10 protein-coding genes are annotated in these 12852 nt (G+C 70.1%); 8 read left to right on the top strand and 2 right to left on the bottom strand.

Annotated elements, in window-relative coordinates; all coding sequences use genetic code 11:
* Nucleotides 1–14: 14 nt before the first annotated feature.
* The 6 genes from pyk to ATK30_RS06610 all read left to right on the top strand — a co-directional run bounded on the left by pyk (nucleotide 15) and on the right by ATK30_RS06610 (nucleotide 7803).
* A complete protein-coding gene (gene pyk / locus ATK30_RS06635) occupies nucleotides 15–1439 on the top strand; it encodes a pyruvate kinase (protein ID WP_101434793.1) in 1425 nt (474 codons plus the stop codon).
* Between the two features lie 36 nt (nucleotides 1440–1475).
* Nucleotides 1476–2375 carry an acyl-CoA thioesterase II gene (tesB, locus tag ATK30_RS06630; RefSeq protein ID WP_101434792.1) on the top strand — a complete coding sequence of 300 codons (900 nt, stop codon included), beginning with the start codon at nucleotides 1476–1478 and terminating at the stop codon, nucleotides 2373–2375.
* 426 nt (nucleotides 2376–2801) lie between these two features.
* Entirely contained in the window at nucleotides 2802–3701 is a 900-nt protein-coding gene (locus ATK30_RS06625; RefSeq protein WP_101434791.1) for a helix-turn-helix domain-containing protein, read from the top strand.
* Nucleotides 3702–3714: 13 nt separating this feature from the next.
* A complete protein-coding gene (locus ATK30_RS06620) occupies nucleotides 3715–3918 on the top strand; it encodes a DUF397 domain-containing protein (RefSeq protein ID WP_101434790.1) in 204 nt (67 codons plus the stop codon).
* A gap of 185 nt (nucleotides 3919–4103) precedes the next feature.
* Nucleotides 4104–4310 (top strand): hypothetical protein, encoded by a 207-nt coding sequence (locus ATK30_RS06615; protein WP_101434789.1) that lies wholly within the window; start codon nucleotides 4104–4106, stop codon nucleotides 4308–4310.
* A 481-nt stretch (nucleotides 4311–4791) separates the two neighbouring features.
* Nucleotides 4792–7803, top strand: coding sequence for a helix-turn-helix transcriptional regulator (locus ATK30_RS06610; RefSeq protein WP_101434788.1), 3012 nt, complete (start codon nucleotides 4792–4794; stop codon nucleotides 7801–7803).
* A gap of 321 nt (nucleotides 7804–8124) precedes the next feature.
* Here the strand turns inward: ATK30_RS06610 and ATK30_RS06605 are convergent, their stop codons facing one another.
* Together ATK30_RS06605 and ATK30_RS06600 are read right to left on the bottom strand one after the other, a co-directional pair.
* On the bottom strand, nucleotides 8125–9735 hold the full coding sequence (locus ATK30_RS06605; RefSeq protein ID WP_101434787.1) for a succinic semialdehyde dehydrogenase: 1611 nt from the start codon (nucleotides 9733–9735) through the stop codon (nucleotides 8125–8127).
* Nucleotides 9736–9802: 67 nt separating this feature from the next.
* On the bottom strand, nucleotides 9803–10411 hold the full coding sequence (locus ATK30_RS06600; protein ID WP_037356246.1) for a TetR/AcrR family transcriptional regulator: 609 nt from the start codon (nucleotides 10409–10411) through the stop codon (nucleotides 9803–9805).
* A 98-nt stretch (nucleotides 10412–10509) separates the two neighbouring features.
* Here ATK30_RS06600 and ATK30_RS06595 point away from each other — a divergent pair, with 98 nt between their 5' ends.
* Both ATK30_RS06595 and ATK30_RS06590 read left to right on the top strand, forming a co-directional pair.
* Nucleotides 10510–11661: an acyl-CoA dehydrogenase family protein gene (locus tag ATK30_RS06595; RefSeq protein WP_101434786.1), complete on the top strand. Its 1152-nt coding sequence runs from the start codon at nucleotides 10510–10512 to the stop codon at nucleotides 11659–11661.
* 27 nt (nucleotides 11662–11688) lie between these two features.
* Entirely contained in the window at nucleotides 11689–12831 is a 1143-nt protein-coding gene (locus ATK30_RS06590) for a CaiB/BaiF CoA transferase family protein (protein ID WP_101440671.1), read from the top strand.
* Nucleotides 12832–12852: the final 21 nt, after the last annotated feature.

The raw sequence follows: 12852 nt of genomic DNA, 5'->3' as shown, positions 1-12852 counted from the left end.
TAGGCTCTCCGGACGTGAGCCGACGCGCGAAGATCGTTTGTACATTGGGTCCCGCGACCTCCACGCCGGAGAAGATGCGGGCACTCGTCGACGCCGGAATGGACGTCGCGAGGATGAACTTCAGCCACGGCAGCCACAGCGACCACAAGCAGGTCTACGACCTGGTCCGGTCCGCGGCCGCCGAAACCGGCCGGGCGGTGGGGATCCTCGCCGACCTGCAGGGACCGAAGATCCGGCTGGGCACGTTCGCCAGCGGATCGGCGGAATGGCACACCGGGGACGTCGTCCGGATCACCGTCGAGGACGTCGCCGGCACCCACGACCGGGTCTCCACCACCTACAAGGGACTCGCCAAGGACGCCAAGCCGGGCGACCGGCTGCTGGTCGACGACGGCAAGGTCGGCCTGGTGGTCAAGGACGTCGAGGGCCAGGACGTCGTGTGCGAGGTGACCGAGGGCGGCCCGGTCAGCAACAACAAGGGCGTGTCGCTGCCCGGGATGGACGTCTCGGTGCCCGCGCTGTCCGAAAAGGACATCGAGGACCTGGAGTTCGCGCTGCACCTCGGCGTCGACTTCATCGCGCTGTCCTTCGTGCGCTCTCCCGCCGACATCGACCTCGTGCACCAGGTCATGGACCGCGTCGGCAAGGGACGGCTGCCGGTCGTCGCGAAGATCGAGAAGCCCGAGGCGGTCTACAACCTCGAGGCCATCGTGCTGGCCTTCGACGCGGTGATGGTCGCCCGCGGCGACCTCGGCGTCGAACTGCCGCTCGAGCAGGTCCCGCTGGTGCAGAAGCGCGCCATCCAGATCTGCCGCGAGAACGCGAAGCCGGTCATCGTCGCCACGCAGATGCTGGAGTCGATGATCAACAACTCCCGCCCGACCCGCGCCGAGGCGTCCGACGTCGCGAACGCGGTCCTCGACGGCGCGGACGCGGTGATGCTGTCCGGCGAGACGAGCGTCGGCCGGTACCCGATCGAAACGGTCCAGACCATGGGCCGGATCGTCGAGGCCGTCGAGACGGATTCGCCGGTCGTGCCGCCGCTGTCGCACGTTCCGCGCACCAAGCGGGGCGTGATCTCCTACGCCGCCCGCGACATCGGCGAACGGCTCAACGCCAAGGCGCTGGTCGCGTTCACGCAGTCCGGCGACACCGTGCGCCGCCTCGCCCGGCTGCACACCCGGCTGCCGCTGATGGCGTTCACGCCGGAGCAGAGCGTCCGCAGCCAGCTCGCGCTGACCTGGGGCACCACGACGCAGATCGTGCCGAGGGTGGACTCGACCGACCAGATGATCCAGCAGGTCGACCACGCGATGCTCGAAATGGGCAAGTACCAGCGCGGCGACCTCGTGGTGATCGTCGCCGGCTCCCCGCCCGGGACCGTCGGCTCGACCAACCTGATCCACGTCCACCGGCTCGGTGAAGACGACCACGCATAAGGGACATGCGGGAACCCCGTTGCATAGTGTTCCGGCATGACTGAGATGGCCAGGGAAGCCGCCACCGAACTCGACACGAGCCCCGGTGGCGGCGGGCAGCCCGTGCTGGACAAGCTCGTCGCGCTGCTCGACCTGGAGAAGATCGAAGAGAACATCTACCGCGGCGTCTCGCCCGCCCACTCGTCGGTGCGGGTGTTCGGCGGGCAGGTCGCCGGGCAGGCGCTCGTCGCGGCGGGCCGGACCGTCCCGGAGGAGCGGCGGGTCCATTCGCTGCACGCGTACTTCATCCGCGGCGGCGACCCGAGCGTCCCGATCGTGTACGAAGTGGACCGCATCCGCGACGGCCGCTCGTTCACCACCCGGCGCGTGGTCGCGGTCCAGCACGGCAAGGCGATTTTTTCGCTGTCCGCGTCGTTCCAGAAGGACGAGCCGGGCATCGACCACGGCGAGACGATGCCGGACGTGCCCGATCCGGAGTCGCTGCCGACCTTCCCCGAGCTGACGGCGGGCTACGGCCTGCGCTTCAGCGAGATCCCGCGGCCGATCGACATCCGCTACATCGGCGAGCCGCCGTGGGTCACCCGCACCACCGGCGAACGCCCCACCCATCACCGCGTCTGGATGCGGGCCGACGGCACCCTGGCCGACAGCCAGCTGCTGCACGTCTGCGTGCTCGCCTACGCCTCGGACATGACGCTGCTCGACTCGGTCCTCGCGCGGCACGGCGTGTACTGGGACGTCGACAAGGTGCTCGGCGCGAGCCTCGACCACGCGCTGTGGTTCCACCGCCCGTTCCGCGCCGACGAGTGGTTCCTCTATGACAGCACCTCGCCGAGCGCTTCGGGCGCCCGCGGTCTGGCCACTGGACGGTTCTTCACCCGCGACGGCCGGCACGTCGCGACCGTTGTCCAAGAAGGACTGCTGCGGGTCCGATAAGGAGTTCCGTCTCGCCGATGACCACTCAGAGTGGCTGTCTGCAGAGAAATCGTCGGAAACCGTCACACTCTCGTGGCGAAATTGCGCGGGAAAACCCGTCTGAGTAATACCGGGAAGCAAAGGAAGGTGCCCGGGACCGGTCGGGGGGCGGTCCCGGACACCGTGGTCGTCCGCATTCGGCCGGTGTCCGCGAATAGCCGGGGACAGCCGTCGTCTACGCTGCTCAGGGCCGTCGGCGCGGCTGGATTCGCGTCTCGGCCCGCAGGATGCCAGAGTACAAGCGCACTCTGCACAATGCAGGTCGGAACCAGCGACGGTCGGCTCCCGCCGCGGCAGCGGGAATTCGCGGTGTTATTAGTCCACTGACAAGTCGATCACCTGGTTAGATATGCAGTGCGGGCAACAATACGGACCGGAGGTGCTGCCGTGGCGAGAGGCCAGGGACCGACTGTTCGCCGCCGGCGCCTCGCGAGCGAGCTGCGGAGGCTGCGCGAAGCCGCCGATCTGACGATCGACGAGGTCGGCGAGAAGCTGGAGTGCTCGGCGTCCAAAGTGAGCCGCATCGAGACCGGCCACGTCGGCGTCACCCCGCGCGACGCGAGGGACATGCTCGCGCTGTACGGCATCACCGGCGACGAGCAGGAGGCGCTCGTCCAGCTGGCGCGGGAAGCGCGCAAACGCGGCTGGTGGCACGCGTACAACGAAGTCTTCACCGGCACCTTCGTCGGCCTCGAAGCCGACGCCAGCTCGCTGCGCGCGTTCCAGGCGCTGCTGGTTCCGGGCTTGCTGCAGACCGAGCGCTACGCGTTCTCGGTGATCCGTGCGCTGCGCCCGGACGCCGAAGAGTCCGAGACGCGCCGCCGGGTCGCCGCGCGGATGGCCCGCCAGCAGCTGCTGACCGACGATCCGCCGGTCGAGTACTGGGCGGTGATCGACGAAGCGGTGCTGCACCGCGTGGTCGACAGCCCCGAGGTGATGGCCGAGCAGCTGTACCGGATCACCGCGATGGCCGAGAAGCCGAACGTGACCGTGCAGGTGGTGCCGTTCGGCGCCGGGGCGCACCCCGGCATGGAGGGACCGTTCCTCATCATGGGCTTCCCCGAGCAGGCCGATCCCGACGTGGTCTACGTCGACGACAGCACTTCCAGCGGCCTGTACCTCGAACAGCCCGACGACGTCCGGCGCTACGCGCTGATGTTCGACCACCTGCGCGCAGCAGCGCTGAAACCGGACGATTCGGTGGCGCTGATCACCGACGCGGCCGGCCGGTTCGCCGAACAGGCCGCCGCGGTTCAGGAACCGAGGAACACCAACCCGAGACAGTGAGGATGTGAGGAGCATGATGGCCGACCTTTCCGGCGCCCAGTGGCGCAAGAGCAGCTACAGCGGCGGCGGCAACGACTGCGTCGAGGTCGCCTTCGTCGCGGGCGGCGCCGCGGTGCGGGACTCGAAAGACCCCGAAGGCGGAGCCTTCCGCCTGCCCGCCGCCGGCTGGCAGGGCCTGCTGGACGCGGTGCGTGCCGACGGCCAGGGACGGGCTTGACCCGTTCGTTCGGCTGATCGCCGTACTGAGACCCCTTACCCCGCTCGACCTGGACATCTCCGGTCGCGACCGCGGGTAAGGGGTCTTTTCGCGTCCGGGGGTAGGCGATCACCTGATGTCCGGGGCGGCCCCTCAGCACGAAAGTGGACGTCGTCAAGGAACGACGACCCGCTGGGGAGAAGACGATGAGCGACTACAACTGGGACGCCACCCGCGCCGAGGTCGACTACCGGATGGCCGAACTGCGCCGCGCCGCCCGCCACGCGCGCCTGAGCCGCGGCAACCGGGTGGTCCGCTGGATCCGGGCACACCGCATCACGAACATCGAGGTGCCGCGCCAGGAAAGGCGCACGGCGACGGTGCCGGAGGCCAGGGCGCGACATAGCGCTTGAGCCCCGGTCCCGGGTCGGGGAACGGCAAGGGGGTCGGGCGGGGCGGCCGCGCCGGGACACGGTTTCCGGCTCGGCCGCTCCGTCCGCCGGACCGGACCCGGCCTGGCTGCGCGGACCGGAACCGAAGCCGCTTCGGAGGAGTGCTCCGAGACCGTTTTGGCCGCAGGGCCGGATCGACCTCGCATTCCTGCCGCGTCGCGAGGTGCTCCGACCGCCGCCCGTCCCGCCGCTGCGACCGCTGACGATCGCCCCAATGCGGCTTTCGGGCAGTCCGCTTCGAAGCACCGCCGTGAGCCTCGGGCCTTCCCGCCAGAAGCTCGCCGCGGTCCGTGCGCCGATCAGTCTCGGGACCAACCGGCCGGACCGGCTCCGGAAAGCGCCGCACGGCACCCGCTTCGTCCGTCGACCAGGACGGAGATCACTGGCCGATCCGGCCGCCACGAGGAAATCCATGTCGGAACTGTCGGGGGTGTAGGTGAGAATGCATCTCGTGCCTCGTCTCGGTTCCGGTATTCCGCTCGTCGCCCGCACGCAGGAGATGCGGCGGCTGCGAGCGGCCTTCGCGCGCGCTGAACGCGGAGAGGCAGGTGCGGTGCTGATCGCGGGCGACGCCGGGGTCGGCAAGACCCGCCTGCTCACCGCGCTCGGGGAGCATGTCGCCGCGTGCGGAGGGCTCGTGCTCACCGGCCGGTGCATCGACGTGCGCGACGGCGGTCTGCCCTATCTGCCGTTCGCCGAGGCGCTGGCTCCGCTCGGGTCGTCGGCCGATCCGGCGGTGGCGGCCGCGGTGCGGGCGCGCTCCGCGCTCGGGATGCTGCTGCCGCAGGGCGGCGATCCGCGGCCGGCGGTCACCGGCGACCACGGGCAGGTTTCGGAAGGGGAACGCGAGGGCGTCCGCCGGGTCCGGCCTGAACAGGACCTGGGCCAGCTTCAGCTGTTCGACGCGGTGCTGGGGGTGCTCACCGAGGTCGGCCAGGAGCGGCCGGTGGTCCTCCTGCTCGAAGACCTGCACTGGGCGGATTCCTCCACCCGCAACCTGCTGTCCTTCCTGCTGAGCCGGTTGCGCGCGCAGCGGCTGCTGGTCGTCGGCAGCTATCGCGAGGAGGACGTCCACCGCAGGCATCCGCTGCGCGGCCTGCTGTCCGAACTGGTCCGGCTGAACACCGTGGAACAGCTCACGCTCGCCCCGTTCGGACCGGCCGACGCGCGGGCGTTCGTGGCGGCGCTGGCCGAAGAGCCGCTTTCGCCGGACGTGGTCGCGGACATCGCCAAACGCTCCGAAGGCAACCCGTTCTTCGTCGAGGAACTCCTCGCCACTGGCGCCGATTGCCAAAACCTCCCCGCCGGGCTCGCCGAAGTCCTGCTGGCCCGGCTCGAACGCTTCCCGGCGGAGACGCGCCGGGTGCTGCGCGTCATTTCGGTCGCCAACGAATCGGTGTCGCACGCCGCGCTCGCGCAAGTGGCGGGGCTCGGCGATCTGGAGCTGGACGAAGCGCTGCGGGAAGCCGTGCAGCACCACGTCCTGGTCATCGAGGACGGTTTCTACACCTTCCGCCACGCCTTGCTGCAGGAAGCGGTGTACGCGGACCTGCTTCCCGGCGAGCGCACGCGGATGCACGCGGGGTACGCGGCGCGGATCCAGTCGATGCCGCAAGGCCGCGGTCACGACGCGAAGCTGGCCTTCCACAGCCTGGAAAGCCGGGATTTCGAAACCGCCCTGCCCGCCTTGCTGCGTGCCGCCGACGAAGCGGAAAAACTCGGCGCGCCCGGCGCTGCTCTGCGACACATCGAGCAAGCACAGTCCATTTGGGACGCCGTGGCTCCGGAGAAGCGCCCGGAAGGCGTCGACGAACTGAAACTGCTCAGCGAGGCCTCGTACTTCGCGGGCACGTCGGGCGAGCCGGAGCGCGCGGTGGCGTACGCGCGATCGGCGACCGAAGCGCTCAAGCCGGACGCGTCGCCGGAACACGCGGCGAAGGTCTGGCGTCGGCTGGCCGAAACGCTGCTCACGCTGGAAGGCACGTTCGACGAGGCGGTGCGGGCGATCGAGCGGGCCTGGGAACTGGTCGCCGACCGGGAGCCGAGCGGGGCGCGGGCCTGGGTGCTGGCGTCGCGGGCCGGATTCCAGCGGCTGCTCGACCAGCCGGACGAAGCGTTGGCCAGCGCGCACACCGCAGTCGCCGACGCGCGCGCCGTCGGGGCGGTCGGTGCTGAGGCGTCGGCGCTGGTCACGCTGGGCACGTTGGCTGACACCGCAGGCGATCCGGTCGAGGCCCGCGAGCGGTTGTGCGAAGCCGAACGCAAGGCGCACGACGCGGGCGCCTTGAACGTCGAGATCCGCGCGATGTACTTCCTCGCCCTCAGCTACGACGACCAGGCCGAGATGGACCTGGCGCTGGCCCACGCCGCGCGCGGGGTCGAGAGGGCCGAGGCGGTCGGGCTGACTTGGAGCGCGTACGGGCTGGAGTTGCGCGCCCGCCTCCTTTATCTGCGCTACCTCAGCGGAGACTGGCCGAAGGAGGACGCCGCGGGCCGCGCGCGGCGAGGCGTGTCGAGTGCGGTCGCCGCGCGGATCTTGGCCAATTGGGTGCTGTTCCTGGTGGGACGCGGCCGGTTCGCCGAGGCGGCCAAGGCGTTGCCCGGGCTCCGGCAGCAGTGGATGGCGGACCTGCAGATCGCCTTGGCAGCGGGCGATGCCGCGATCGAACTGGCCGCTTGGCGCGGCGAGCATGCCGAAGCGTTGCGGATCACTGAGGAATTGGTGTCGTGGCTGGAGAAAGTCGAGCCCGGGCTGCTCGGCGGGATCCGGATCGTGACGCTGGCGATTCCGTCGGCCGCCGCGTTGGCCGCGGAGGCCCGGGCCAAGGGGGACCAGGCCGCGGCGGAAGCGTTCGTGGCCGCTGGGCGACGGCTCTTGGAGCACGGTCGCCGTTGTGCCGCTGAGGGGCATCCCCGTTCCGGGACCATGGGGCCGGAAGGCCGGGCGTGGCTGGCCCGGTTGGAAGCTGCCGCGTCGGGGCTGGAAGGACCGGCGGATCCGGATCTGTGGGCTGAGGCGGCCGAGGCGTATTCCTACGGTGCGGTTTACGAGCAGGCCGTGTGCCGGTGGCGGCAGGCGGAAGCGTTGCTGGCCACTGGACGGCCGGGGGCGGCGGAAGCGTTGGAGGCCGCGCATTCGGTCGCGGTGAAGCTCGATGCCGTGCCGTTGCGGGATGCGGTAAGGGATGTGGCGCACCGGGCTCGGGTCGAGCTGTCGGGGGTGGTGGCGCCGGTCGTGCGGCCGCAGGTGAATCCGTTGACGGACCGGGAGCGGGACGTGCTGGAGCGGGTCGCGCTGGGGCGGACCAATCGGCAGGTGGGGGAGGAGTTGTACATCAGCGAGAAGACGGTGAGCGTGCATCTTTCCCGGGTGATGGCGAAGCTGGGGGCCAGCCGGAGGGCGGAGGCGGTGGCGATTGCTTATGACCGGGGGTTGTTGAGCGCGCCTGAGTGAGGGGGGCGGCTCGTCGCCCTGGCGGGCGACATTGCGGTCCTCGCGTGGGGCACCCCGAAGCCCAAGTGTGCTGACGGTCTGGGGGTGCTTGTCAAGGCGGGAAAGATGCCTTGACAAGCACCCCCAGACCGCAGAGGAGGCTTCGTATCGGGGTGCGGGGGTGGTGTGTGTGCCTCGATTGTTGGGTGCGCTGGTGCGGTTTTGGGGTGGGTTGCGCGGGTTGGGTGCATCGCGGCGGTGGGGGCGGCGGGCGGTGCACTGTGGTCCGTGAAGGGGTCCTTGAGGGAATCTATGTCCCTGAAGGGGCCCTTGACGGACAGCTCATCGTCCGGGGAGGCGGCGCAGCAGTTTCATGCTCAGCGTCATGAAGCGGGCCCACAGCGATCCCGGCACTCGCTTCGGCGGGCGCAGGGCCAGGCCGCGTTGTACGGCGATCGATTGGGGTTCCGTGTACTTCAGGAGGCCTTCTGCGCCGTTGCGGCGTCCGGCGCCGGAATCTTTCATGCCGCCCATCGGGACGCCGACTGTTCCGAAGGTAGCTGCGTAGCCCTCGTTCACGTTGACCGTGCCCGCCTTCAGACGCGCGCCGATTTCCCAGCCTGCTCGGCCGTTTCGGGTCCAGACGCTTGCGTTCAGTCCGAACGGGGTGTCGTTCGCTCGCTCGATCGCGTCGTTGACATCGCTGAACCCGTAGATCGACACCACCGGGCCGAACGTTTCCGACGCGAACGGCGTCATTCCCGGCCGCACGTCTGTCAGCACAGTGGGCTCATAGAACAACGGTCCGAGGTCGGGCCGAGGTCGTCCGCCGGTGAGGACGCGGGCGCCCTTCGCTCGGGCGTCTTCCACGTGCGCTGTCACGGTTTCCAGCTGACTCTGTGAGGTCAGCGAACCCATTCCGGCGTGGTAGTCCAGCGAGCCCCCGAGTCGCAGGGCTGCCGTCCGCGCTACGAACTCGCGGGTGAACTCCTCGCGGATGCTGTCGTGCACGTAGATCCGCTCCACCGATACGCACAGCTGGCCCGCTGACGAGAAGCACGCCGTGACCGCGCCGACGGCGGCCTTGGCGATGTTCGCGTCCGGCAGGACGATCATCGGGTTCTTGCCGCCCAGTTCCAGCGAATAACTGGTGAGCCGCTGCGCGATCCGGGCCGCCAGGTCCTTGCCGGTCGGCGTGGAGCCGGTGAAGCACAGGTAGTCGCACTCTTCCAGCAGCGCGGTGCCGATCTGCGAGCCTCGGCCCAGCACGATCTGCCACAACCCCGCGGGCAGCCCGGCCTCCTCGGCCAGTTCCTGCAGCCACAGGGCGGACAACGCGGTCTGGTTGTCCGGCTTCTGCACGATCGCGTTTCCGGCGACGAGCGCGGGGAAGACGTCCATCGCGGTCAGTGCCAGCGGGTAGTTCCAGGGGGAGATGATCCCGACGACGCCCTTGGGGTGCCGCAGTTCGCCTGCCCGGGTCAGGCCCGGGATCACGCCGGGTGCGCGCCGCGGCGAGAGGATCTTCGCGCTGTGCTTGCCGTAGTAGGCCGCGACCAGCACGGTGGCGCTGACCTCGTCGAACGCGTCGATCCGGGCCTTTCCGGCCTCCACCTGAACGAGGTCGAGGACTTCCGCCTGTCGCGCGAGCACCAGGTCGTGCAACCGCAGGAGGAACTGCTGGCGCCGGGCCACCGGCAGCGCTGCCCACTCGCGCTGCGCCTCGCGCGCGGAGGCGAACGCGGCGCGTACTTCGGCGTCGTCGGCCTGGGGGAGTGAGGCGATCGGCTGCCCGGTGAACGGCGCGGTCATCTGCACCGGCGCGTTGTCGGCGCCGCCGGTCACGCGGGCGACGAGCGCGGCCGCGCGGGCCGCGGACGGAGCGCCTGCCACGCCGCCCACTGTCGCGGGCAGGGGCTGGCCGGTGAGGTTCGCCGGGGTCGTACTCGTCATCGAGCGCACCTTCTTCCGTGCGGGGCCGGGTGTTACCGACGAGTACACCATACCGGCGGTATGGAAACTAGTCGCCCGAGTACAGCAGCACGGCGATCCGCTTCCACTCCTCGAGCAGCTGACGGCGACGGCGGGGGTCGCCGCCCAGTTCGGCGTCGAGGGCGAGGCCCCGCGTGAGGTTCACGGTGAGCCAGAACAGCATCTCCGCACGCTCTTTCGGCAGATCGCCGGCGACCTCGCTGATGTGCTCCAGCGTCGCCCGGCCCAGCGCGCGGTCCACCGGCCGGATCGCCGCGCGCAGTTCCGGGTCGGTGCGGGCGGCCACCCACAGTTCGGTGACCGCCGTGGACAGCGTGCCCGAGTAGCCCTCCCAGAGCAGGTCGATCGCCGCCGCGACGCCGGACGCGCCGCCCGGCAGGGAGCCGAGCGAAGCGGTGAGCTGGGTGCGCAGCTTCGTGGTGAGGTGCTCGACCGCGGCCGCCATCAGCTCCGCTTTCGTGGCGAAGTAGTGCTGCACCGCGCCCTTCGAGACGCCCGCGCGGGTGCAGATCTCCTGCACCGACGCCCGCGAGTACCCGATGTCGACCAGGCAGTCGATCGTCGCGTCCAGCAGGGCCGTGCGCGTCTGCTCGCGGCGTTCGGCCTGAGTGCGGTGTCCCCGGGCGACCTCGGTCATCGCGGCTCCTGCTTTACGTACCGGACGGATGGCATGTACATTCCGGCTAGAACTTACCTGCCAAGCGTCATGTTTTCCAGTTCGCAGGAGGCGTAGCCGTGCCGTTGCAGATCCAGAAGAGCTCGTGGAGCACCACCGAACTCGAAGACCTTCGGGAGCTCGCCCGGTCGTTCCTGCAGAAGGAGTTCGTGCCGAACCAGGAGCGCTGGGCGGCCGAGAAGAAGCTCGACCGCGAGATCTGGACCAAGGCGGGCGAGCTCGGCCTGCTGTGCCTGTCGATCCCGGAGGAGTACGGCGGGGGCGGCGGCACGTTCGCGCACGAAGCCGTGCTGTACGAGGAGCAGGCCCGCGCCGGGGACAGCGCGTGGGGCGTCACCGTCCACAGTGGAATCGTGGCGCACTACCTCCTGGCGTACGCGTCGGAAGAGAAAAAGCGCGAGTGGCTGCCGAAAATGGCCACCGGCGAGATGGTCGGCGCGGTCGCGATGACCGAGCCCGGCACTGGTTCAGACCTTCAGAACATCAAGACCCGCGCGGTCCGCGACGGCGACCACTACGTGATCAACGGCGCGAAAACGTTCATCACCAACGGTTTCCACTCCGACCTCGTCGTGGTCGCGTGCAAGACGGACCCGGACGCCGGCGCGCAGGGCGTGTCGCTGATCGTGGTCGAGACCGACACCCCGGGCTTCCGCCGCGGCCGTGTCCTCGACAAGGTCGGGCTCAAGGGGCAGGACACCGCCGAGCTGTTCTTCGACGACGTCCGCGTGCCCGCCGCGAACCTGCTCGGCGACGCCGAGGGGCAGGGCTTCATCCAGCTGATGCTGCAGCTGCCGCAGGAACGGCTGATCATCGCGGTGACCGCGGTGGCCGGCCTGGAAGCCGCGGTGAACCTGACCATCGACTACACCAAGGAACGCACGGCGTTCGGCCGTCCGATCTTCAACTTCCAGAACACGAAGTTCAAGCTCGCCGAGGCGGCGACCGAGGCCGCGGTGTCGCGCGCGTTCCTCGACCAGTGCATCGAACGGCACCTGCGCGGCGAACTCGACGTGCAAGGCGCGGCGATGGCGAAACTCTGGACGACCGAGCGGGTGAACAAGGTCGTGGACGACTGCGTGCAGCTCTTCGGCGGCTACGGCTACATGACCGAGTACCCGATCGCGCGGGCCTGGGCGGACGTGCGGATCTCGCGGATCTTCGGCGGCACCAGCGAGATCATGAAGGAAATCATCTCCCGCACGCTCTGAAAACCGTTGCTGCGAAAGGACTTCCCCGTGAAGCAAGGTCCGCTCGCCGGGCTGCGGGTGGTGGAGCTGGCCGGGCTGGCGCCGGCCCCGTTCGCCTGCATGATCCTGGCCGACCTCGGCGCCGACGTGATCCGCGTCGACCGCGCCACCCCGGGCGCCGACGTGCTCGGCATCCCGAACGACCCGCTCGCCCGCGGCAGGCGGTCGGTCGGGGTGAACACGAAAACGCCCGAGGGCGTCGAGCTCGTGCTGAAGCTGGCCGACCGCGCCGATGTGCTGATCGAAGGCTTCCGGCCGGGCGTCGCGGAGCGGATGGGCATCGGCCCGGAGCAGGTGCACGCGCGCAACCCGCGGCTCGTGTACGGCCGGATGACGGGCTGGGGCCAGGACGGTCCCCTCGCGTCGGCGGCCGGGCACGACATCAACTACATCGGCGTCGCCGGAGCGCTCGACCCGATCGGCCGGGCGGGCGAGCGTCCGGTGCCGCCGCTCAACCTGGTCGGCGACTTCGGCGGGGGCGGCCTGATGCTCGCGATGGGCGTGCTGGCCGCGCTGCACGAGCGCACGACGTCCGGACGCGGCCAGGTCGTGGACGCGTCGATGGTGGAAGGCGCCGCGCTGCTGACCACGAGCCTGCACGGGATGCGCGCGTCCGGCGTGTGGCCGGGGGAGCGCGGCGAGAACCTCCTCGACGGCGGCGCCCCGTTCTACGACACCTATGAGACCGCGGACGGCAAGTACGTCGCCGTCGGCGCGATCGAGATGCGGTTCTGGGCCGATCTCGTCAAGGTGCTCGGGCTCGAGGACGAAGACCTGCCGTTCCACCTCGACCAGAGCCAGTGGCCGCGGCTGCGCAAGATCCTGGCGGAGGCGATCGGCCGGTTCACGCGCGACGAACTGGTCGCGCGGGCGGAAGGCACCGACGCGTGCCTCACCGCGGTGCTGTCGCCGTGGGAGGCCGCGCAGCATCCGCAGAACGCGGCGCGCGGGACGTTCGTGGACATCGGCGGCACGGTGCAGCCCGCGCCGGCGCCGAGGTTCGACCGGACGCCCGCCGCCACGCCGGAAGCACCGCACGAGACGGGCTCGGACACCGCGGAAGTGCTGGCGGAGCTGGGCTACGACGACGCCGGGGTCGCGGCACTGCGGAAGGCGGGCGCGATCGCGTGAAGGCGGTTGTGCGCCCGGCAG

The organism is Amycolatopsis echigonensis (assembly GCF_002846615.1).
GTDB classification, from domain to species: Bacteria; Actinomycetota; Actinomycetes; order Mycobacteriales; family Pseudonocardiaceae; genus Amycolatopsis; species Amycolatopsis echigonensis.
The sequence above is the reverse complement of the archived record's forward strand: the minus strand, read 5'-3'. Positions and strand labels throughout refer to the sequence as shown.